Source organism: Bradyrhizobium sp. UFLA05-153 (assembly GCF_054185185.1).
Map to the genome: position 1 here is coordinate 44,337 of NZ_JBBIAM010000011.1, position 22,112 is coordinate 66,448.

24 protein-coding genes are annotated in these 22,112 nt (G+C 63.4%); 18 read left to right on the forward strand and 6 right to left on the reverse strand.

Translation table 11 applies throughout. The features are described 5' to 3' along the window. The first annotated feature begins 917 nt into the window (after nt 1-917). Nucleotides 918-1,577: a DUF429 domain-containing protein gene (locus tag Q2941_RS09265; protein WP_027522531.1), complete on the forward strand. Its 660-nt coding sequence runs from the start codon at nt 918-920 to the stop codon at nt 1,575-1,577. A gap of 29 nt (nt 1,578-1,606) precedes the next feature. On the opposite strand, the gene Q2941_RS09270 is transcribed toward Q2941_RS09265, so the two are convergent. Next, a complete protein-coding gene (locus Q2941_RS09270; protein ID WP_458192270.1) occupies nt 1,607-1,807 on the reverse strand; it encodes a hypothetical protein in 201 nt (66 codons plus the stop codon). A 145-nt stretch (nt 1,808-1,952) separates the two neighbouring features. On the opposite strand from Q2941_RS09270, the gene Q2941_RS09275 reads away from it, so the two are divergent. Together Q2941_RS09275 and Q2941_RS09280 are read left to right on the forward strand one after the other, a co-directional pair. Beyond that, nucleotides 1,953-2,099: a hypothetical protein gene (locus Q2941_RS09275; protein WP_198031736.1), complete on the forward strand. Its 147-nt coding sequence runs from the start codon at nt 1,953-1,955 to the stop codon at nt 2,097-2,099. Between the two features lie 131 nt (nt 2,100-2,230). Beyond that, on the forward strand, nt 2,231-2,935 hold the full coding sequence (locus Q2941_RS09280) for a glutathione S-transferase family protein (RefSeq protein ID WP_027522533.1): 705 nt from the start codon (nt 2,231-2,233) through the stop codon (nt 2,933-2,935). A 129-nt stretch (nt 2,936-3,064) separates the two neighbouring features. On the opposite strand, the gene Q2941_RS09285 is transcribed toward Q2941_RS09280, so the two are convergent. The 3 genes from Q2941_RS09285 to Q2941_RS09295 all read right to left on the reverse strand — a co-directional run bounded on the left by Q2941_RS09285 (nt 3,065) and on the right by Q2941_RS09295 (nt 5,054). Next, complete coding sequence (locus Q2941_RS09285) at nt 3,065-3,847, reverse strand: sulfite exporter TauE/SafE family protein (RefSeq protein ID WP_458192309.1); 783 nt, start codon at nt 3,845-3,847, stop codon at nt 3,065-3,067. Nucleotides 3,848-3,850: 3 nt separating this feature from the next. Further along, nucleotides 3,851-4,483 carry a TetR/AcrR family transcriptional regulator gene (locus Q2941_RS09290; protein ID WP_027522535.1) on the reverse strand — a complete coding sequence of 211 codons (633 nt, stop codon included), beginning with the start codon at nt 4,481-4,483 and terminating at the stop codon, nt 3,851-3,853. Nucleotides 4,484-4,682: 199 nt separating this feature from the next. Then, on the reverse strand, nt 4,683-5,054 hold the full coding sequence (locus tag Q2941_RS09295; protein ID WP_027522536.1) for a tRNA-binding protein: 372 nt from the start codon (nt 5,052-5,054) through the stop codon (nt 4,683-4,685). A 103-nt stretch (nt 5,055-5,157) separates the two neighbouring features. Between Q2941_RS09295 and Q2941_RS09300 the strand changes: the two genes are divergently transcribed. The 8 genes from Q2941_RS09300 to Q2941_RS09335 all read left to right on the forward strand — a co-directional run bounded on the left by Q2941_RS09300 (nt 5,158) and on the right by Q2941_RS09335 (nt 12,587). Next, a complete protein-coding gene (locus tag Q2941_RS09300) occupies nt 5,158-5,517 on the forward strand; it encodes an ArsC family reductase (RefSeq protein ID WP_458192271.1) in 360 nt (119 codons plus the stop codon). A gap of 496 nt (nt 5,518-6,013) precedes the next feature. Continuing rightward, nucleotides 6,014-6,769 carry an ABC transporter ATP-binding protein gene (locus Q2941_RS09305; protein ID WP_008551999.1) on the forward strand — a complete coding sequence of 252 codons (756 nt, stop codon included), beginning with the start codon at nt 6,014-6,016 and terminating at the stop codon, nt 6,767-6,769. Continuing rightward, nucleotides 6,762-7,511 carry an ABC transporter ATP-binding protein gene (locus Q2941_RS09310; protein WP_027522538.1) on the forward strand — a complete coding sequence of 250 codons (750 nt, stop codon included), beginning with the start codon at nt 6,762-6,764 and terminating at the stop codon, nt 7,509-7,511. Before Q2941_RS09305 ends, Q2941_RS09310 begins: the two co-directional genes overlap by 8 nt. 35 nt (nt 7,512-7,546) lie before the next feature. Beyond that, nucleotides 7,547-8,770, forward strand: a complete 1,224-nt coding sequence (locus tag Q2941_RS09315; RefSeq protein WP_458192272.1) for an ABC transporter substrate-binding protein — start codon at nt 7,547-7,549, stop codon at nt 8,768-8,770. Between the two features lie 73 nt (nt 8,771-8,843). Continuing rightward, nucleotides 8,844-9,713 (forward strand): branched-chain amino acid ABC transporter permease, encoded by an 870-nt coding sequence (locus Q2941_RS09320; RefSeq protein WP_027522540.1) that lies wholly within the window; start codon nt 8,844-8,846, stop codon nt 9,711-9,713. 1 nt (nt 9,714) lies between these two features. After that, nucleotides 9,715-10,683 carry a branched-chain amino acid ABC transporter permease gene (locus Q2941_RS09325; RefSeq protein ID WP_027522541.1) on the forward strand — a complete coding sequence of 323 codons (969 nt, stop codon included), beginning with the start codon at nt 9,715-9,717 and terminating at the stop codon, nt 10,681-10,683. A gap of 155 nt (nt 10,684-10,838) precedes the next feature. Next, the gene (locus tag Q2941_RS09330; protein WP_027522542.1) at nt 10,839-11,483 is read left to right on the forward strand and encodes a DUF47 domain-containing protein; all 645 of its coding nucleotides are present in this window, start codon (nt 10,839-10,841) and stop codon (nt 11,481-11,483) included. 99 nt (nt 11,484-11,582) lie between these two features. Beyond that, on the forward strand, nt 11,583-12,587 hold the full coding sequence (locus Q2941_RS09335; protein WP_027522543.1) for an inorganic phosphate transporter: 1,005 nt from the start codon (nt 11,583-11,585) through the stop codon (nt 12,585-12,587). Here Q2941_RS09335 and sugE read toward each other — a convergent pair. After that, nucleotides 12,580-12,894, reverse strand: a complete 315-nt coding sequence (sugE, locus tag Q2941_RS09340; protein ID WP_458192273.1) for a quaternary ammonium compound efflux SMR transporter SugE — start codon at nt 12,892-12,894, stop codon at nt 12,580-12,582. The two genes, Q2941_RS09335 and sugE, sit on opposite strands and share 8 nt — an antisense overlap. Before the next feature lie 174 nt (nt 12,895-13,068). Here sugE and Q2941_RS09345 point away from each other — a divergent pair, with 174 nt between their 5' ends. From Q2941_RS09345 to der, 7 genes are all read left to right on the forward strand, one after another. Continuing rightward, entirely contained in the window at nt 13,069-14,688 is a 1,620-nt protein-coding gene (locus tag Q2941_RS09345) for a peptide chain release factor 3 (protein WP_458192274.1), read from the forward strand. 203 nt (nt 14,689-14,891) lie between these two features. Continuing rightward, complete coding sequence (locus Q2941_RS09350; RefSeq protein ID WP_458192275.1) at nt 14,892-15,479, forward strand: hypothetical protein; 588 nt, start codon at nt 14,892-14,894, stop codon at nt 15,477-15,479. A gap of 77 nt (nt 15,480-15,556) precedes the next feature. Then, nucleotides 15,557-16,141: an NnrU family protein gene (locus Q2941_RS09355; RefSeq protein ID WP_027522547.1), complete on the forward strand. Its 585-nt coding sequence runs from the start codon at nt 15,557-15,559 to the stop codon at nt 16,139-16,141. Between the two features lie 72 nt (nt 16,142-16,213). Beyond that, entirely contained in the window at nt 16,214-17,809 is a 1,596-nt protein-coding gene (locus Q2941_RS09360; RefSeq protein ID WP_458192276.1) for a class I adenylate-forming enzyme family protein, read from the forward strand. Between the two features lie 167 nt (nt 17,810-17,976). Continuing rightward, complete coding sequence (locus Q2941_RS09365; protein ID WP_027522549.1) at nt 17,977-18,630, forward strand: tetratricopeptide repeat protein; 654 nt, start codon at nt 17,977-17,979, stop codon at nt 18,628-18,630. Nucleotides 18,631-18,660: 30 nt separating this feature from the next. Next, nucleotides 18,661-19,212 (forward strand): hypothetical protein, encoded by a 552-nt coding sequence (locus Q2941_RS09370; RefSeq protein ID WP_027522550.1) that lies wholly within the window; start codon nt 18,661-18,663, stop codon nt 19,210-19,212. Nucleotides 19,213-19,262: 50 nt separating this feature from the next. Continuing rightward, complete coding sequence (der, locus tag Q2941_RS09375) at nt 19,263-20,645, forward strand: ribosome biogenesis GTPase Der (protein WP_027522551.1); 1,383 nt, start codon at nt 19,263-19,265, stop codon at nt 20,643-20,645. Between the two features lie 164 nt (nt 20,646-20,809). Here der and Q2941_RS09380 read toward each other — a convergent pair whose 3' ends face one another. Next, nucleotides 20,810-22,036: an ABC transporter substrate-binding protein gene (locus tag Q2941_RS09380; protein ID WP_027522552.1), complete on the reverse strand. Its 1,227-nt coding sequence runs from the start codon at nt 22,034-22,036 to the stop codon at nt 20,810-20,812. Nucleotides 22,037-22,112: the final 76 nt, after the last annotated feature.

The following is a 22,112-nucleotide window of genomic DNA, read 5'->3' on the forward strand; positions in this document are numbered from 1 at the left end:
TAACAGCTATCTTCACCACGGATCGTGATGGGGGTGGCGGGGAACGGGCGATGCTGTTCTGCTCTGTGAGCGGACTGAGCTACGGCATTTCAGCCGGCGGGATACGAACCCGCGACCTCCGCTCCGGCAAGCCAAACGTTGGCAAGCCGGGACGGCGCTCTACCGAAGTAACAGACATCTTCACCACCGCCAGGCCGAAGCATTCGCATCGGCCTTGATGGGTACGCTGGGGAACGGGCGATATCGGCTTTCAGTGACGACAACACAGGATTGTCCTTGCGGAGGGACCCTGCGCCGGGCCGCGTGCAAGCCTTTTCCGAGGCCGCATCCCGGTGCGTGTGTCAAAGGCGGGAGGCATACCCGCTTTGCCGGGGAGGAAGTATCCGACATCTTCACCACCAGCGTCGGTTGAGCCGCGAACATCGCGGCAAACCGATTTACGAAAACTCTATCGCGGCGCTGTCGACGCGCCGCCGTTTGCGAACCCTTTCGAGGTTCGCTCTGCCATCGGTGTCCGGCTCATCGCCTCGTTCCCTCCGGCAGGCCCCGCGCGCTTGGGCACGCGCTTCTCCAGCGCGAGCCCCGGGATCCGGGTCTCCCGTTCCGGCGTCATGCCGGGGTATTCGAACGGGCCGCGCGGCGGGCAACAAAAAGCCCTCCGGAGCGGCTGGCTCGGGAGGGTCCGTGAGAAGCGGACTTTCGATCTCGCTCTCAAGCGAGATCGCTCCCATGAGCCGGGCATGCGCTATCGATCGGTCCGAGACCGTTCGACAGTCGCGCAAATCTTTCGTAGCGATGGTTCATCACTCGGTTCATGGTCTTTTCTCGAACGGAAGTGTTCGCGAGGGCGCGGGACATACGCCCGCAACTTGCGGATGTCAAGCGTGCTCGAAGACATGCAGCAGACGGAAGAGGGGATGCCAATCTATCTCGGCCTCGACGGCTTTCGGTTCGGCTGGGTCGCTGCCTGGATCGATCAGCGCGGCGATCATGGGTTCGACTATGCGCCTGGTCTCACGCGCTTGCTTGCGATGTCGCACAGGCGGGCGATGATCGACATGCCGATCGGATTGAAGACGACGGGCTATCGGGTCTGCGATCTTCGCGCCCGCGAACTGGTCGGCGCTGCGGTCTTCCTCGGCGCGCGTCGCGATCTCTGGACGTTTCCGGACATGGCAGCTGCGAACCGGCATTATTGGCAGCGGGGCGACAAGGGCGTGTCGTGCCAGCTCTGGAACATCAGGGACAAGATCAGGGAGCTCGACGATGTCATGACGCCGGAGCGCCAGAAGACGATCGGCGAAGCGCATCCGGAGTTGATTTTCTGGAGTCTTGCGGGCGAGCGAAGGCTGGAACGAAAGACGTCGGCGACCGGCCGCGAACAGCGCATTCGGCTGCTGGAGAAACAGGGTTTTGCCAAGCTCCGGAAATGGCTGACGCAGCGTCACGGCACCGGCATCGGGCGTGACGATCTGATCGACGCCTGTGCCTGCGCGATTGCCGCGCGCGACAGCACCAGTTGCCTCGATGGCGAGGATCCAGATCCGCGCGGCTTGCGGATGGAGATCAACTATTGAGAGCGATCAGGTGCCCGATCGCTTCCGCCTCAGGTGCGGCCGGCATGAGCACGGCGCTGCATGAGATGCTGCCGAAGTTGATCTTCCTGGTGCTCCAGCCTCAAAGCCCTATCTTCATAATCCGCGGCCATCGCCCGCAGCCGTCGCGCGGCTTCGTTATGGGCAAGGTCGTTCGCGACCCGGCGACACCGCTCGGCGTGATCGAGCAAGGCGCGCTTCTCGATGTTCATCCCTCGACAACGCGGGCGTGGCTCAATGGTCCCTCGCTCTGGTTTTGGAACAGAGCGGGAAAGAGTGGCAATCTTTTCGCGCGACCAAGGAACATGACGAACGAGCCGACGTTTAGAGATCAAGTTATGCTGAGGGACAAATGCAATGAACGATGTCAGCCAATTGGCGACCGCGATGCTTGCGATCGCCTTTACGGCGATGCTGCTGGTGACGGGGCAATGGTTCATGGAGTATCGGCTGCAACATGAGGCAGAGACTCCGCTCGCGGCGATGATGACGCTGCCGCCATAGGCGCGTCGGGCGGGCTCGTGCTGGACTTCATCCTCGTGACCGGAACGTGCAGGCGGCATGGCCTGTGATCTTGTGTTGTTCCGCGCCGCGCCTAGATTAGATGCGCTCCAACACACGCATCCAAGGTCCTGATGTCCGATCTCTCAGCCTTCCCCATCACCAAGCGCTGGCCCGCGAAGAATCCCGAACTCCTTCAACTCTACTCCCTTCCGACGCCGAACGGCGTCAAGGTCTCGATCATGTTGGAGGAGATCGGGCTGCCTTACGAGGTCCATCTCGTCGATTTCGGCAAGGACGACCAGAAGACGGTGGAATTCCTCTCGCTCAATCCGAACGGCAAGATCCCGGCGATTCTCGATCCCAACGGTCCCGGCGGCAAGCCGTTGCCGCTGTTCGAATCCGGCGCGATCCTGCAATACCTCGCCGAGAAGACCGGCAAGCTTCTGCCGCAGGAGGCGGCGCGCCGCTACCAGACCATCCAGTGGGTGCACTTCCAGATGGGCGGCATCGGGCCGATGTTCGGCCAGGTCGGCTTCTTCCACAAATTCGCCGGCAAGGAGTTTGAGGACAAGCGGCCGCTTGAGCGCTACGTGGGCGAGTCCAGGCGCCTGCTCGGTGTCATGGAAACGCATCTCGTCGGCCGGCAGTGGTTCATGGATGACGATTACACCATCGCCGACATCTCCATGCTTGGCTGGGTACGCAATCTCGTCGGCTTCTACGGCGCTGGCGATCTCGTCGAATTCAGCCAGTTCAAGTCGGTCGCGGCCTGGCTCGAACGGGGCCTTGCGCGCCCGGCCGTACAGCGCGGGTTGAACATTCCGAAGCGGCCGTGAATTAAAGCGTGATCCGGAAAAGTGTGGAGTGGTTTTCCCTCGCGACAAACGCGGAACGCGTTTGCGCGGAGATCATGCTCAAACAAAAATCTAAAGCGTGATGACGGTTCATCCTGATCTCATCGCGCTTTAGCTCAGCGCCTTCCAGGTCATGTAGAGCGCCATCAGCGAGACGAGCCCGACCATGATCCGGCGCAGCACCGATTTGCTCACGCCATTGGCCATGCGTGCGCCGAGATCAGTGCCGATCCAGAGGCCGGCAAGAATGCCGATGATGGCCGGCCAGCCGACCATGAGCCCCTTGCTCCAGTAGATCCAGGCGGCCGGAATGTTGGTCGGAATAACCGAGAAGATGAGGCTGACGAGTTGCGCCCGATGTTGCGGCACGCGCAGGCCAGCGGCGAGGCCGACCGTGATCGCGAGGCCGCCGCCGATACCCATGAAGCCGGAGGAAAAGCCGGCCAGCGTGCCGATGAGAAACAGAGGGAGCCCGGGCAATTTGTCGGCATTGCCGACCTCGCTACTGGCGTCCTTGCGGTCGCGCCGCAGAACCAGAGCTGCGATCAGCGCAGCGAGGTAGACGACGTAGGTCCATTGCAGGACCGAGTCGGATACCGCGGCCGCGGCATAGCCGCCGCTCGCACCACCGACGAGAAATCCGATGCCGATCCAGGCGATCCATTGCAACGGGCTGCGATTGCCACTCTGCCAATAGCGGCGCACGCCGGCGAGGCCCGTCGGAGGGACCTGGGCGATGAGCGAAGTCCCCTGGGCGACGTGCTGCTCCGCGCCGAGTAGCAGCACGCAGAAGATCACGAGACCGCCGCCGGGGCTTGTGCCCATGAAGCCCGATGTCACCCCTCCGACGAGGCCAACGCCGACACCTGCCAGCAGGTCATGGATCCAGGACATCATTCAGGCCCTGGTCCTTCGTTTGACGTCGTGTCTGGTGATGCGGAAGCCGTCGATCACGCCGGTGACGGCCGCCATGCAGGCTTTGCTGTCGAACTCCTCGCCCCAGCATTTTTGCAGCACAAAGCCCTGAAAGATCGCGATCAGCGTACGCGCGATCGCATCGGCGCCGAGATCGCGCTTGATGAGGCCATCGTGCTGGGCACGCTCGACCAGCGCGACGATCAGCGCGCGCGGCATGTCGATGCCTTCGACGACGCTGGTGCGGACGCGGCGGTTGCGCAGGGCCTCGGCCCAGCCGTGGATTCCGACGCGCCGGCGCGCCTCGCCGGCGGGATCGGTGAGCCATTGCGCGTAGACGCGAACCAGCGCGTGGAGTCGCTCCAGCGGATCGCCGGACCCTTGCGCGACCGAGTTGAGCACGGCCTCGCGGCGATGCCGGTCGTCGGCCAGCGCCTCGATGAGATCGTCCTTGCTCTGGAAGTAGAGGTAGACCGCGCCGTGGCTGAGCCCGGAGCGCTTGACGATGTCGGCCATGCCGGTCTGGTGGAAGCCGTCTTCGGAGAAGCAGGCGAGGGCGGCCTCGAGAATCTGCTGGCGCCGGCTTTCACGCTGTCTTTCGCTGATCTTCGGCATCGCGGCTAGCCCCGCTAAATAACTGACCAGATGATCGTTTTGTGAGATTTCGCGCATAAAAGCGCTGACGATCTCAATAATAAAAAACGATCAGTCAGTCAGTTTTAGTGCGAAAGAACCAGAGCGTCAAGTGATCGGCCGGCCATCGCTGGCATGCCAGAAGTCGACCGACGTCACGTTAGCTGGTGGACTGAGGTGGCTAGAACAGCCGGCCGCCGTTCGGCACCGGCTTGCTCGGCTGCATCAGCACGACCTTGCCCTCGGCGTCGGGGAAGCCAAGTGTCAACACCTCGGAAACAACCGGCCCGATCTGGCGCGGAGGAAAATTGACGACGGCTGCGACCTGCTGTCCCACCAGCGTTTCCAGCGGATGGTTTTCGGTGATCTGCGCCGAACTCTTGCGCACGCCGATCACGGGGCCGAAGTCGATCCACAACCGCCATGCCGGCTTGCGCGCTTCGGGGAACGGTTTTGCGTCGATGATAGTGCCGACGCGGATGTCGACCTTCAGAAACGTGTCGAAGTCGATGGTGGGCGCCGCAGCGGCGGTGGAATCGTGATTGACGTGCATGGTGAAATCCGTGTGGCGAACTTGGGTGGCGAATATTGTGGGGTGCGCCGTAGTTTCGTACAACGCCGATCATCGTCACGTGACCCATGCATGAGGAGCGGCCTTGCCCACCACCATTTATGGCATCAAGAACTGCGACACCATGAAGAAGGCGCGCGCCTGGCTGGATTCCAGCGGGGTGGCCTATGATTTCCACGACTACAAGGCCGCGGGCGTCGAGAAGGAAAAGCTCAAGGCGTGGAGCGACAAGGTCGGCTGGGAGGCGCTGCTCAACCGTGCCGGCACCACCTTCAAGAAGCTGCCCGAGGCCGACAAGGAAGGCCTCAACGAGAAGAAGGCACTCGCTTTGATGCTGGCGCAACCCTCGATGATCAAGCGTCCCTTGCTCGAGATGGGCGGCAAGCTCCTGGTCGGATTCAAGCCGGACATCTATGCCAAGGAAGTCGGCGCCAAGAAACGCTAACAAGAAACGCTAACAAGAAACGGAAGCCGCCGTCCTCGCTGGTCGTCTTCACTGATGCGATGACGTGGGAGATTTTGTCATCGGTGCGAAGATCACGTTGTCTGATCGACTTGACGACCGATGGAGTGGCGTTTTCGAAATCCAAAACAATAGTCCCGGCGAATACAAACCCGCGGATGATCCACCGCGCGGTAAAATCTTCCATGAAGGGCTGGCCGAGCCTGCGAAAGACCGTTAACGACGGCTTGATGACCAATGCTTTGCGCGCGAGGCATCGGGCAGGTGCGACATCAACGCCTTCGACTAAGGGAGCATCTATCCCGTAGTCGACGGCTCTGCCTGCTCAGCTTTCCGCCTTGCCTAACCCCCGTCACCTCCGGCATATTCCGCCGCCGGAGGCGGCGTTCCGGAAAGGGCTCCAAGGCTTCCGGAAAGCCGATAGCAATAAGCAAAGCCACGCGCGGCCAGCGCGTCGCGCGGGCGGGGGGAAATTTGTTTGGCCGATGAGTTCATTCTCGAAACGGAAGGGCTGACCAAGGAGTTCGCGGGATTCTTCGCCGTCCGCGATGTCGCCCTCAAGGTCCGCCGCGGGAGTATTCACGCGTTGATCGGTCCGAACGGGGCCGGGAAGACGACGTGCTTCAATCTCCTGACCAAGTTCCTCAAACCGTCTGCCGGAAAAATCCTCTACAAGGGGCAGGACATCACCGCGATGGCGCCGGCCGACGTCGCGCGCATGGGATTGGTGCGCTCGTTCCAGATCTCGGCGGTATTTCCGCATCTCACTGCGCTGGAAAACGTCCGTGTTGCGCTTCAGCGCCAGCACGGCAGCTCGTTCGACTTCTGGCGCTCCAAATCCGTGCTCAACCGCTTCAATGATCGCGCGCGCGAGCTGTTGAACGACGTCGGCCTCAGCGAGTTTGCCAACACGCCCGCGGTCGAGATGCCCTACGGGCGCAAGCGCGCGCTCGAGATCGCAACCACGCTCGCGCTCGACCCCGAGATGATGCTGCTGGACGAGCCGATGGCCGGTATGGGCCACGAGGACATCGACAAGATCGCGGCGCTGATCAAGCGCATCTCCGCGAAATATACCATCCTGATGGTCGAGCATAATTTGAGCGTCGTGGCCAATCTTTCCGACATCATCACCGTGTTGACGCGCGGGCAGGTGCTTGCGCAAGGCCATTACAGCGAGCTCACCAAGGACGAGCGCGTCAAGGAAGCCTATCTGGGAGCCGGTCATGCCTGACACTGCGATCGCCGAGGCGCGGGCGAAGGCTGCAACGACCGGCGGCAACATCCTGCAGGTGCGCAACTTGGAGGCCTGGTACGGCGAGTCCCACATCCTGCACGGGATCAATTTCGACGTGAATGCGGGCGAGGTCGTCACGTTGCTCGGGCGCAACGGTGCCGGCAAGACGACCACCCTGAAGTCGATCATGGGCGTCATCGGCAAGCGCACCGGCTCGGTGCGGTTCAACAACGAGGAGATCATCCGCGCGACCTCCGACAGGATCGCGCGCATGGGGATCGCCTTCTGCCCCGAGGAGCGCGGCATCTTCGCGAGCCTCGACGTGCGCGAAAACCTGATGTTGCCGCCGATCGTGCGGGCCGGGGGGCTGTCGCTCGACCAGATCTTCGAGCTGTTTCCGAACCTGAAGGAACGCCTGAGCAGCCAGGGAACAAAACTCTCCGGCGGTGAGCAGCAGATGCTGGCGATTGCGCGTATCCTGCGCACCGGCGCCAGCTTCCTGATGCTGGACGAGCCGACCGAAGGTCTTGCGCCGGTCATCATCCAGCAGATCGGCCACACCATCGCGCGGCTGAAGAAGGAGGGTTTTACCATCCTGCTGGTCGAGCAGAACTTCCGCTTCGCTTCCACCGTCGCCGACCGCTATTATGTCGTCGAGCACGGCAAGATCATTGACGGATTCTCCAATGCGGAGCTTGCCGCCAATATGGACAAGCTCCACGCCTATCTCGGCGTCTAGAACTGCCAACGAGAAACTCAAAAAAGGAAAGTTGCATGAAGACCAGGTCGATTGCGTCATTTCTGCTCGGCACCGCGCTGTCGCTCACCGCGGTGAGCGCGGCTTGCGCACAGGACAAGACCGTCAAGATCGGCGCGCTGTCCGATCAGTCCGGTCTCTACGCCGATCTCGGTGGCCCCGGCTCGACGCTGGCGGCGCAAATGGCAGTCGAAGATTCCGGCCTTGCCGCCAAGGGCTGGAAGATCGACATCATCTCCGGCGATCACCAGAACAAGCCCGACATCGGCACCGCGATCGCGCGGCAATGGTTCGACGTCGACAAGGTCGATGTGATCGTCGACGTGCCGAATTCCGGCGTGGCGCTTGCCGTCAACAACGTCGTCAAGGAGAAGAACGGCGTCTACATCAATTCGGGCGCTGCGACCTCCGATCTCACCAACGCGCAGTGCTCGCCGAATACCGTGCACTGGACCTACGACACCTACATGCTCGCCCACACCACCGGCCAGGCGCTGGTGAAGGCCGGCGGCGACACCTGGTTCTTCCTGACCGCGGACTACGCCTTCGGAGCGGCGCTCGAGCGCGACACCACGGCGGTGGTGCTGGCCAATGGCGGCAAGGTCGTCGGCGGCGTCAAGCATCCGCTCAACACGCCGGACTTCTCCTCCTTCCTGCTCCAGGCGCAGTCGTCCAAGGCCAAGGTCATCGGCCTTGCCAACGCCGGCGGTGACACCACCAACACGATCAAGCAGGCGGCTGAGTTCGGCATCGCCAAGGGTAGCCAGAAGCTCGCGGCGCTGCTGCTGTTCCTCACCGACGTCAAGGCGCTCGGTCTCGAGACCGCGCAGGGCCTCAACTTCACCGAGACCTTCTACTGGGACATGAACGACCAGACCCGCGCGTTCTCGAAGCGCTTCGCTGCCAAGATGAAGAACGGCGCACCGCCCACCATGGTGCAGGCCGGCGTCTATTCGGGCCTGCGTCATTACTTCAAGGCGCTGGAAGCGCTCGGCGGCAATCCGCATGACGGCGTCAAGGTCGTCGAGAAGATGAAGTCGATGCCGACCGAGGATGATCTGTTCGGCAAGGGCGAGATCCAGCCGAACGGCCGCACCATCCACAACGCCTATCTGTTCGAGGTGAAGAAGCCCTCCGAATCCAAGGCGCCGTGGGACTTCTACAAGCTGGTCGGCACGGTGCCGGGCGATCAGGCCTTCACGCCGCTGTCCGAAAGCAAGTGCGCACTGTTGAAGAAGTAAGAAGCAACAACGGTTCGCCGGCGAGCGCCGGCGAACCGCATGAGGAACGCTGAAGGGACTGGGTGCGGGATCGATGCAGGCTCTCTATGCACAGCTACTGGTGGGACTGATCAACGGCTCGTTCTACGCGCTGCTCAGTCTCGGGCTCGCCGTGATCTTCGGCATGCTCAACATCATCAATTTCGCCCATGGCGCGCTCTACATGATGGGCGCGTTCGTCGCGTATTTCCTGCTCAACAACGATTACCTCAGTATCGGTTACTGGCCAGCGTTGATCATCGCGCCAATCGTGGTCGGCATCTTCGGCATGATCCTGGAGCGGACCATGCTGCAATGGCTGACCGGGCTCGATCATCTCTACGGCCTGCTGTTGACGTTCGGTATGGCCTTGATCATCCAGGGCGTGTTCCAGAACTACTTCGGCTCGTCCGGTCTGCCCTATGCCATTCCCGACCAGCTCAAGGGTGGCATGAATCTCGGCTTCATGTTCCTGCCCATCTACCGCGGCTGGGTCGTCGTCTTCTCGCTGGTGGTGTGCCTTGCGACCTGGTTCCTGATCGAGAAGACCCAGCTCGGCGCGTACTTGCGCGCAGCGACCGAAAACCCGACGCTGGTGCGCGCCTTCGGCATCAACGTGCCGCGCATGATCACGCTGACTTACGGTCTCGGCGTCGGCCTTGCCGCGCTCGCCGGTGTGCTTTCCGCGCCGATCAACCAGGTGCGGCCGCTGATGGGCGCCGACCTCATCATCGTGGTGTTCGCGGTGGTGGTGATCGGCGGCATGGGATCAATCATGGGCTCGATCATCACCGGCTTCGCGCTCGGGGTGATCGAAGGCCTCACCAAGTATTTTTACCCCGAGGCCTCCAACACCGTCGTGTTCGTGCTGATGGTGCTGGTGCTGCTCGTGAAGCCGACGGGACTGACGGGAAGGGCGGCCTGATATGACAGCCTTGACGGACGATACCCTGCCCGTGACGGCGCGCGCGATGCGCGACGAGATGATCGTGTTCGTGTTCATGGCGCTGGCCTTGGCCGCCGTGCCGTTCACCGGCATCTATCCGTTCTTCGTGATGCAGGCGCTGTGCTTCGCGCTCCTCGCCTGCGCCTTCAACCTGCTGATCGGCTATGGCGGTCTCTTGTCGTTCGGCCACGCGATGTTCCTCGGCACCGCCGGCTATTGCAGCGCCCATGCGCTGAAGGTGTGGGCGCTGCCGCCGGAACTCGGTATTCTCGCCGGCGTTGCCGCGGCCTTCGTGCTCTCGATCGTGACTGGCTACATTTCGATCCGTCGCCAGGGCATCTACTTCTCGATGATCACGCTGGCGCTGTCGCAACTGCTCTATTTCATCTACTTGCAGGCGCCGTTCACGCATGGCGAAGACGGCATTCAGGGTATTCCGCAGGGCCATCTGTTCGGGATCTTCGATCTCTCCAAGCCGACGGTGCTTTACTACGTCGTGCTGGTCGGCTTCCTCGCTGGCTTCCTGCTGATCTACCGCATCATCAACTCGCCATTCGGCGAAGTCTTGAAATCGATCCGCGAGAACGAGCAGCGCGCGATATCGCTCGGCTACCGCACCGATCAGTACAAGCTGCTGGCCTTCATCCTCTCGGGCACGCTGGCGGGCTTTGCCGGCTCACTGAAGGTGTTCGTAGCGCAGAACGCCTCGCTCACCGACGTGCACTGGTCGATGTCCGGCGAGGTCGTGCTGATGACGCTGGTCGGCGGTCTCGGCACCATTTTCGGACCCGTGGCGGGCGCCTTCGTGATCATCGCCATGCAGCAGTACCTGGCGAGCTACGGCCAGTGGGTGACGGTGATTCAGGGCGCGATCTTCGTGATCTGCGTGCTCACCTTCCGCCGCGGCGTCGTCGGCGAAATCGCGCATTACTTCCGGAGATCCCTGTAAGTCTCTGAGCCAAAGACAGTTTCCCTGATTTTTGAAAGTGGTGGATGAACTGCTTCGGGCGGCGTGACGTGGCACGCGCGCGGCCCCAAAATGGTCTATGACAGTCGGGTGACAGTCCCTCCGGACCGGCCAATCTCAACCCGGCAGTTATTCCCATGATGCGTTGGTTTCGCGCCTTTCTCCCCAAGGAGGAAAGGTTCTTCGATCTGTTCGACCGCCACGCCCAGACCGTGATCCAGGGCTCGATCGCGCTCCAGGGCATGCTGAACGGCGGCGAGGAGACGCCGGTCTATTGCCAGCGCGTCAACCAGTTCGAGAACGATGCCGACAACATCACGCGCGAGGTGCTGACCGCGGTGCGCCGCACCTTCATCACGCCGTTCGACCGCGGCGACATCAAGAACCTGATCACCTCGATGGACGACGCCATCGACCAGATGCAGCAGACCGCCAAGGCGGTGATGCTGTTCGAGGTCCGCGCCTTCGAGCCGCCGATGCGCGAGATCGGCGGGCTTCTGATCGAGTGCGCCAACCTGGTGGGCCGCGCGCTGCCGCTGCTTCAAGAGATCGGCAAGAACGTCGCCATGCTGACCGCGATCACGGAAGAGCTGACCAAGCTGGAGGGACGTGTCGACGACCTCCACGATATCGGCCTGAAGGAGCTGTTCCTGAAGCACCGCGAGGGCAACGCGATGGATTTCATCGTGGGTGTCGAGATCTACGATCATCTCGAGAAAGTCGCGGACCGCTTCGACGACGTCGCGAACGAGATCAACAGCATCGTCATCGAACAGGTCTAGCGCATGATCCGGAAAAGTGTGCAGCGGTTTTCCCTCGCGACAAACGCGGAACGCGTTTGCGCGGAGATCATGCGCAAACTTTAAAGCAGGGGCTGCGCCGTGGATGCTGTGTTGGGTCTTCCCGTCCTCGTCGGACTGATCGCGGTCGCGCTGCTGTTCGACTTCCTGAACGGCCTGCACGACGCCGCCAATTCGATCGCCACCATCGTCTCGACCCGCGTGCTGCGGCCGCAATTTGCGGTGTTCTGGGCCGCGTTCTTCAATTTCGTCGCCTTCCTGGTGTTCGGCCTGCACGTCGCCCAGACCATCGGCACGGGGATCATCGATCCCTCGATCGTCGACGCTCAGGTGATCTTTGCGGCTCTTGTCGGCGCTATCGTCTGGAACATCGTGACGTGGGCGCTCGGCATTCCGTCGTCGTCGTCACATGCGTTGATCGGCGGACTCGTCGGCGGCGGCGTGGCCAAGGCCGGGATTTCGGCCGCAGTCTGGAGCGGATTGTCCAAGACCGTGTTGGCGATCGTGCTCTCGCCGCTGGTCGGCTTCCTGCTCGCGATGATGCTGGTTGCGATCGTCTCCTGGGCCTCGATGCGGTCGACGCCGTTCGCCGTCGACCGCGCCTTCCGCATCCTGCAATTCGCCTCAGCCTCGCTCTATTCGCTCGGCCATGGCGGCAACGACGCCCAGAAGACCATGGGTATCATCGCCGTGCTGCTCTTTTCGCAGGGCCAACTCGGCGGGGAATTTTATGTACCGTTCTGGGTGGTGCTGTCGTGCCAGGCGGCGATGGCGATGGGCACCCTGATGGGTGGATGGCGGATCGTCCGCACCATGGGCCTGCGCATCACCAAGCTGACGCCGATGCAGGGTTTCTGTGCCGAGACCGGCGGTGCCGCAACCTTGTTCATGGCGACTTTCCTCGGCGTTCCCGTCTCGACCACTCACACCATCACCGGCGCGATCGTCGGTGTCGGCGCCGCCCGCCGCGTCTCCGCGGTGCGCTGGAACGTGGCGAGCTCGATCGTCTATGCCTGGGTGATCACGATACCGGCGTCCGCGATCGTCGCCGGCCTCTCTTGGTGGGCGGTGCAGTTTTTCAAGTAACGAGTTTCAGCCCGACGATGCCGCCGACGATCAGACCAATGCTGGCGAGGCGAAGTGCCGTGGCCGGCTCGCCGAACAGGATGATCCCCAGGACGGCGGTGCCGACCGCGCCGATCCCGGTCCAGACCGCATAGGCGGTTCCAATCGGCAGCCACTTCAAGGCCAATCCGAGCAGGATGACGCTGCCCGCCAAGGCGGCGAGCGTGAGCACGGATGGAACGAGCCGCGAGAAACCCTCGGTGTATTTGAGGCCGATCGCCCAGCCGACCTCCAAAAGACCGGCGACGAACAGGATAGTCCAAGCCATGACGCCCCTCCGTTCAAGGCAGGGCCGTCCCCGCGACTGATGTGCTGATTAAAGGAAGGTCGTCCTTCCCGGGGTGGATGTCCTTCCCGGGGCGGATATGGGGCTGGCCGAGGCGCCCCGCAATCACCAAATGACCCTTGATTAGCCCCGTTTTCCCTGCCAAACGCTCCCGCCATGTCCGACATCGCCATCACAGCAGAATCGCCGGCCCGTTCCCCGCTTGCTGCCGAAGTGGCGCGGCGGCGGACCTTTGCGATCATCTCCCACCCGGACGCCGGCAAGACCACGCTGACCGAAAAGCTCCTGCTGTTCGGCGGCGCCATCAATCTTGCAGGCCAGGTCAAAGCCAAGGGCGAGCGGCGCAACACGCGCTCGGACTGGATGAAGATCGAGCGCGAGCGCGGCATTTCCGTCGTCACCTCGGTCATGACCTTCGAGTTCGAGGGCCTGGTGTTCAACCTGCTGGACACGCCGGGCCACGAGGACTTTTCGGAAGACACCTATCGCACGCTGACGGCGGTCGACTCCGCCGTGATGGTGATCGACGCCGCCAAGGGCATCGAGGCGCGGACGCGCAAGCTGTTCGAGGTCTGTCGCCTGCGCGACATCCCGATCATCACCTTCATCAACAAGATGGACCGCGAGAGCCGCGACGTTTTCGAGCTCCTGGATGAGATCGAGAAGACGCTGGCGCTCGACACCACGCCGATGACCTGGCCGGTCGGGCGCGGCCGCGACTTCCTCGGTACCTATGACGTCGTCAATGGCGGCGTGCGCCTGCTCGAAGGCGGTGGCGCCAAGACCGGCGCGGCGCAGCAGATCGAGATCGCCGAACTGGCCAAGCTCAATGCCAATCTCGATGTATCGGCGGTGAAGGACGAGCTCGAGCTCGTCACCGAAGCTTCCAAGTCGTTCGAACTGGGTGCGTTTCGCGAGGGCCATCTGACGCCGGTTTATTTCGGCAGCGCGCTGCGCAATTTCGGCGTCGGCGACCTTCTGGAAGGCCTCGGCAAGTTCGCACCCGAGCCGCGCGCGCAGGAAAGCGACCAGCGCAAGGTCGAAGCAACCGACCCACGCATGAGCGCCTTCGTGTTCAAGATCCAGGCGAACATGGATCCGAACCACCGCGACCGTATCGCCTTTGCGCGGCTGTGCTCGGGCAAGCTCAGCCGGGGCATGAAGGCCAAGCTCGTGCGCACCGGCAAGAGCATGCCGCTGTCGAGCCCGCAATTCTTCTTCGCGCAGGACCGCTCGGTCGCGGACGAAGCCTTCGCCGGCGACGTCGTTGGCATCCCCAATCACGGCACCCTGCGCATCGGCGACACGCTGACGGAAGGCGAGGATTTCACCTTCGTCGGCGTGCCGAGCTTTGCGCCGGAAATCGTCCGTCGCGTCCGGCTGACGGACGCCATGAAGGCGAAGAAGCTGAAGGAAGCACTCCAGCAGATGTCGGAAGAGGGCGTGGTGCAGGTGTTCCGCCCGCGCGACGGTGCGCCGGCGCTCGTGGGCGTCGTCGGCGCGCTGCAGCTCGACGTGCTGAAGGCGCGGCTCGAGGCGGAATATTCGTTGCCAGTCGAGTTCGAGGTAAGCGAATTCCAGCTTGCGCGTTGGGTCTCCTCGGATGACCGTAAGAAACTCGACACGTTTGTCGCCGCAAACACCTCCAGCATCGCCGACGACGTTGACGGCGATCCCGTGTATCTGGCCAAGAACGAGTTCTACCTCGGCTACACCAAGGAGCGTGCCGAGGGCATCGAGTTCGCCAACGTCAAGGACGTGAAGAAGAAGGGGTAGAGCTGCCCCAATCTCACTGACATGCCCGCTCGAAAGCGGGCGTCCAGTACGCCGGGGCTTCTCGGCTCCTGCACGGCCGTCTCTGGATACTGGGTTGCCAGGCAACGAGCACGAGCTGAACGCGCGCATGTGAACGCCGGTGGGCTTGACGCGTCCACGGCCGGTGTCACGTTTGAAGCATGTGGCATTGCGGTCTGGCGGTCATGTGGCGCTGCATCCTTATTCTGCTCTTGGTGACGGTAACATCGGTCTCTGCCGATGCACGGTATCGACACTTCCATTCGATTCCGTACTTCTACGAGCCTTTCCCCTACGAGCCTTTCCCCTACGAGCCGTGCGGCGGACCGTTCCAGGGGCCCTGCATCACCGAGATACCCTTTCCGTTCGGCGAGACGTTCCAGGTCACGGTCGAGACCGTTCCATCGCAAGCCGACAGCGCGAAGTACCAAAAGCCGGATCATGATCTCGACACGCTCAGTGACCTCCGTGCCGAGCTGCGCTCGTGCTGGTCGCCTCCCTCAGTCGATAGTGCGCGCGAGGGCATGCAGATGTCGGTGCGTTTCAGCCTCAACAGATCGGGCAGCCTGATCGGCCCGCCGCGCCTGACCTTTGCGACGCCGGGGGCGCCGGCGGACACGCGAACCACCTACCTCGATGCCATCAACGCGTCGCTGAATGCCTGCCTGCCGCTAAAACTCACCGACGGCTTTGCCGGCGCGCTGGCCGGACGGCCGATCGCGATCCGCTACGTCGACAATCGCGAGCTGAAGAAACGTGGGACGCAGCAGTGACTGGCGAATGACGCATTGCGGGCGACGGGCTCGAAGTGATACCCGATAGCGGGGGCGCCATTTAAGGGGAGGATGTCATGGGTCTGCTGGTGATGATCCTGGGGCTCGCTTTGTTTTTCGCGGCCCACACATTTACGACGAAACGCGAGGCGCGCGCGCAGGCGATCGCGCGGCTGGGCGAGGGCACCTACAAAATCCTCTACGCGCTGTTTTCGCTGGCGGGCCTTGCGCTGATCGTCTGGGGCTTTTCCCAGTACCGCGCGACCGGCTGGATCGACGTCTGGTATCCGCCGAAGGCGATGAAGCACATCACCGTCGCGCTGATGCTGCCGGCGGTGATCCTGGTGGTGGCGTCCTACATCCGCGGGCGCATCTACGCGACACTGAAGCATCCGATGCTGGCCGGCATCAAGCTGTGGGCGGCGGCGCATCTTCTGGCCAATGGCGATCTCGGCTCCATCATCCTGTTCGGCTCGTTCCTGGGCTGGGCGGTGTATGACCGGATTTCGCTGAAGCATCGCAAGGATGCTGGCGGCCCGCCGATTCCGGTTGGCGGCGTCACCAACGATCTGATCGCCGTCGCCGTCGGTGTCGTCGCCTATCTGGCGCTGGCCTTCGCCTTCCATCCCGTCGTGATCGGCGTTCCCGTGATGGGAGGTTAGCCGATCAGCGCAAGACAAGACCGGCTGTCCGTGCGGGGAAGGTGACAAGAATAACAAGCCGGGAGCTTCCCGATGGACTGGTCGCAAATTCAGCTTCCCCCGATGCGGCTCGAGGCGCGCTTTGCCGACCGCGTGGTAAGCGCATTCTGCGAGCGGCCGGCGAGCGTCTGGGCGATGATCGCGGAAGCCGCGAGCCGCAATCCCGACGGTGAAGCGCTGATTTGCGGCAATGCCAGGCTGACCTGGCGGCAGGCTGTCGAGCAGTCGGCGCGGATCGCCGCCGGACTTCGCAGGCTGGGCCTGCAACGCGGTGATCGCGTCGCGCTCCTGCTCGGCAACCGCATCGAATTTCCGTTGATCCTGTCCGCGGCCGCGCATGAGGGCCTCGTCACCGTGCTGCTGAGCACGCGCCAGCAGAAGCCCGAGATCGCCTATGTGCTCGGCGATTGCGGCGCCAAGGTCCTGATCCACGAGGCGGCGCTCGCCGACCGTCTCCCGGAGCCGCGCGATGTCCCCGATGTCGTGCATCGTATCGCGGTCGACGATGACGTGCGTTTATCGCGCTTCTCCGAGCTCAGCGATCACGCGCCTGCGGATGCGCCGGCTGATGTCGGTGAAGAGGATACCGCGATGATCCTCTATACCTCCGGCACCACGGGCAGGCCGAAGGGCGCAATGCTCGCCCATTGCAACATCATCCATTCCTCGATGGTCTTCGTATCGTGCCTGAAACTCACGGCGGCCGATCGTTCGATCGCGGCGGTTCCGCTCGGCCATGTCACCGGCATCGTCGCCAACATCACCACCATGGTTCGCTGCGCAGGCGCGCTGATCATCATGCCGGAGTTCAAGGCGGCCGACTATCTCAAGCTCGCCGCGCGCGAGCGCGTCACCTACACGGTGATGGTGCCGGCAATGTACAATCTGTGTCTGCTCCAGCCGGGCTTCGACAGCTATGATCTCTCGAGCTGGCGCATCGGCGGTTTCGGCGGCGCGCCGATGCCGATCGCGACCATCGAGAAGCTGGACGAAAAAATTCCCGGCCTGAAGCTGATGAACTGCTACGGCGCGACCGAGACCACATCACCGTCGACGATCATGCCGGGCGAGCTTACCGCGAGCCACATCGACAGTGTCGGCTTGCCCTGTCCCGGCGCGCGGATCGTCGCGGTTGACACAGAGGGGCGCGAGCTGCCGCGTGGCGAGATCGGCGAGCTCTGGATTGGAAGCGCGTCCGTGATCAAGGGTTACTGGAATAATCCGAAAGCGACCGCCGAGAGCTTTACCGGCGGCTTCTGGCACTCCGGCGACCTTGGCTCGGTCGATGCCGAAGGCTTCGTCCGCGTGTTCGACCGCCAGAAGGACATGATCAACCGCGGCGGCCTGAAGATCTATTCCGCCGAGGTGGAATCCGTGCTGGCCGGCCATCCGGCGGTGGTCGAGAGTGCGATCATTGCAAAACCATGTCCTGTGCTCGGCGAGCGCGTCCATGCGGTGGTCGTCACGCGTGAGGCGGTCGCGGGCGAGGCGCTGCGTTCCTGGTGCGCCGAGCGGCTGTCCGACTACAAGGTGCCGGAAACGATTGTCCTCACCGCCGAGCCGCTGCCGCGTAACGCCAATGGCAAGGTGCTCAAGCGGCAGTTGCGGGAGACGCTGGCCGCCTCCTGAGGCCGGCCGGAACCGCAAGGGCCTGGGCGAAGGGTTAACGCCTTGATCGGGCTCGCTTTGCCTTGCCACCGCCATATCGATAGCGTATCGCAGCCGCGACGCGGGGACGGGATTCCTGACGCGAACGCTATGGCGCGCGCTCCCGGCCGGGCATGGGATTAGCATAAGTGTCTGAATTATTTGACGAAGTCGACGAGGAAGTACGTCGCGATCAGCTCAAGAAGCTGTGGGACAAGTATTCGATCTACTTCATCGCCTTGATGGTTCTGATCGTTGCCGCCGTCGGCGGCTGGCGCGGTTATCAGTACCTGGAGGCCAAGAAGGCCGCCGAGGCCGGCGCCGCCTTCGAGAAGGCTGTAGAGCTGTCCGAGCAGAACAAGCACGCCGAGGCCGAAGCGGCCTTCACCGAGCTCGCGGCCAAGGCACCCCGGGGCTATCGCACGCTGGCGCGCCTGCGCGCCGCGGCTGAGGCCGCTGCACGCGACCCCAAGGCTGCCGTGAAGATGTATGACGATATCGCGGCCGACAGCAGCGCTGGCGCCGAGCAGCAGGCGCTCGCAAAACTCCGCGCCGCAGGGCTTCTGATCGACACGGCGGCCTATGCCGACATCCAGCAGCGGCTGGAGGCATCCGCCGCGGCCGGCTCCACCTTCCGCCATAGCGCACGTGAAATGCTGGCCCTGTCGGCCTGGCGCAATGGCGACGCGGCTGCCGCACGTAAATGGCTGGATGCAATTGCCGAGGATGGTGAAACCCCGCAGGGCCTGCGCTCGCGCGCCGAGGCCTTGCAGGCTCTGCTGCCGCCGGTCGCCAAAAGCTAACGGCCCGAGAACAGTTGGACGAGACCTGAGATGCGCCGTACCCAACGTTTGATCGCAGCTGCTGTTCTGATAGCCTTCTCAAGCCTCCTTGGCGGCTGTTCGAGCGGCGGGTTCGATCCGAGCGATCTCATGGACTGGCTCGACACCAAGAAGAAGCTGCCGGGCGATCGCAAGCCGGTCTTCCCCGAAGGCGTGCCGGGCCTGGAGCAGGGCGTGCCGAGGGACCTCTACAAGGGCTCACAGCAGCAGCAAGACCAGCAGAATGCGGACGCCGCGGCGGCTGCCGCAGCACCGCCGCCTGAGCCGCCGAAATCCGCGAAGGCCGCGAAGTCGAAGAAGACCAAGCAGCCGGCGGCCGCCGCCGCTGCGCCGGCTGGCGAAGTCGACGGTGAGGCTCAGCCCGAAGCGGCGCCGCCCGCCGCTGCACCGCCGCCGAAGCAGAAGATCGTCCGCAAGCGCACCACCGCGCCGCCGCCCGATCAGGATCAAACCACCCAGCCGGCGCAATCGAGCCAGGCCACGCAGCAGCAGTCGCAGGGAGCTTTCCCCGCGCCGATGCCAAGCGGCAGCTTCACGCGCTGATATTTTTCACTGCATTGACAGGCGCAGCCCCGGCAGCGCACGAATGACCAATGTCTTTTACGATCGCCATCATCGGCCGGCCCAATGTCGGAAAATCGACGCTGTTCAACCGCCTGGTGGGACAGAAGCTCGCGCTCGTCGATGACCTGCCCGGTGTGACCCGCGACCGCCGCGAGGGCGATGCCAAGCTCGGCGATCTCGCATTCACCATCATCGACACGGCCGGTCTCGACGAAGGCGCCAAGGGTTCGCTGACCGCGCGGATGCAGGAGCAGACCGAGACTGCGATCGCGCAAGCCGACGCACTGTTCTTCGTCATCGACGCGCGCGTCGGCCTCACGCCGACCGATCGCGCCTTTGCCGATTTCGCGCGCCGCGCCAACAAACCGGTGCTGCTGGTTGCCAACAAAAGCGAGGGCAAGCATGGCGATGCCGGCGCGATGGAAGCCTTTGCGCTGGGCCTCGGCGATCCCATCCAGGTTTCCGCCGAGCACGGCGAGGGCATGGGCGAGCTCTACGATGCCCTGAGCAGGCTGATGCCGGAGCCGCCCGATGAGGATGAGGTCGAGGACGAGGAGGAGCTGTCCGAGGAGGAGGCCGCCAGGCGTCCGATCCGGGTTGCGATCGTCGGCCGCCCCAACGCCGGCAAGTCGACGCTGATCAACCATCTGCTCGGCGAGGAGCGCCTTTTGACCAGCCCGGAGGCGGGCACAACGCGCGACTCCATCGCGGTCGAGATCAACTGGAAAGGGCGCGATTTCCGCGTGTTCGATACCGCGGGCCTGCGCCGCCGCTCGCGCATCGAGGAGAAGCTGGAGAAGCTCTCGGTCGCCGATGCCTTGCGTGCCGTGCGCTTTGCCGAAGTCGTCGTGCTGATGATGGATGCGCAGCACCGCTTCGAGGAGCAGGATCTGCGCATCGCCGACCTGATCGAGCGCGAGGGCCGCGCCGTCGTGCTGGCGGTCAACAAATGGGACCTGATGGAGAGCAGGGGCGGCGGCGCAATCTCCAATCTGCGCCGCGATGCCGATCACTGGCTGCCGCAGGTCAAGGGTGTGCCGATCGTCGCCGTCTCCGGCCTGATGGGGGAAGGTATCGACCGCCTGATGCAGGCGATCCAGGACGCCTATGCGGTCTGGAACAGGCGCGTGCCGACCTCGGCGCTGAACCGCTGGTTCGAGCAGGCGATCCAGGCCAACCCGCCGCCGGCGGTCTCGGGCCGCAGGCTGAAGCTCAACTACATCACCCAGACCAAGGCGCGCCCGCCGAGCTTCGTGCTGTTCTGCTCGCGCGCCGACGCCGTTCCGCAGGCCTATTTGCGCTATCTCACCAACTCCATGCGCGACGCCTTCGAGCTGCCGGGCACGCCGGTGCGCATCACCTTGCGCGAGAAGGCCAATCCGTTTGCGCATAAGCGCAAGCGTCCGTCCTGAGTGGCGAGGCGAGTGGGGCGATAACTTCGCATGGTGGGCAAAGCGACTTGTCCGCCGTAGCTCGAAGAGCGACGGCGGAAGCGTGCCCACCACTTCTGTCGCGATGGATGGGTAAGACGGTGGGCAAAGGCGCTTTCGCGCCTTTGCCCACCCGGCAGCATCGCTTACTTCTTCACCAGCGGACACTCGCTCGCTTCGAGCGGCTTGGCGGCGTCTTCCGGTGCGATGGTGGCGACCAGCTTGTAATAGTCCCACGGGCCCTTCGACTCTTCCGGCTTCTTCACCTCGAACAGATAGGCCGGGATGAGGCGGCGGCCGTCGGCGCGCAGCGGGCCCTTGCCGAACAGCGGATCATCCGTCGGCAGTTCCTTCATCTTGGCGACGACCTTGGCGCCGTCATGCGGGTTGCTGCCGAGCGCGTCCATCGCCTTCAGATAATGCAGGATGCCGGCATAGAGACCGGCGACCGTCATCGACGGCATCGAGCCCTTCGGCGAGACCTTCTGGAAGCGCTTCGACCATTCGCGCGTCTGGTCGTTGAGGTCCCAGTAGAAGGACTCGGTGAAGGTCAGGCCCTGCGCGGTCTTGAGGCCCAGCGAGTGCACGTCGTTGATGAACAGCAGCAGCGCTGCGAGCTTCTGACCACCCGCCACGATGCCGAATTCGGATGCCTGCTTGATCGCGTTGGTGGTGTCGCCGCCGGCATTGGCGAGGCCGATGATCTTGGCCTTGGACGATTGCGCCTGCAGCAGGAACGACGAGAAGTCGGAGGAGTTGAGCGGATGCTTGACGCTGCCGAGCACCTTGCCGCCATTGGCGATGACGACCGACGAGGTGTCGCGCTCCAGCGCATGGCCGAAGGCGTAGTCGGCGGTCAGGAAGAACCAGCTGTCGCCGCCGGCCTTGGTCAACGCCTTTCCGGTGCCGTTGGCGAGCATGTAGGTGTCGTAGGTGTAGGAGATCGTATTCGGCGTGCAGGCTTTGCCGGTGAGGTCAGCGGTGGCCGCGCCCGAATTGAGCAGCACCGAGTTCTTTTCCTTGACGAGGTTGCTCACCGCGAGCGCAACGCCCGAGCTCGGCGTGTCCGAGATGACGTCGACCTTGTCGTTGTCGATCCACTGCCGAGCGATGTTGACGCCGATGTCGGGCTTGTTCTGGTGATCGCCCGAGACGACCTCGATCGTCCAGCCCTTGGCTTTCAGGCCGGAATCCTCGACCGCCAGCTTCACGGCGGCGACCGAGTTCGGCCCGCCGATGTCGGCATAGAGGCTCGACATGTCGTTGAGCACGCCGATCTTGATGGTCTTGTCTTGGGCGGAAGCCGAGGTGGCGAAGCCGAGGCCGGCACAGGTCAACAGCGCGGCATAGCGCCACGCGCGCATGTTTTTCATTGTATTCCCTCCAACTGTTGATGCCGGGACGGCCCTCTTCGGTGGGGCTTTTGACCATCGGCGCGATCGGTCATGA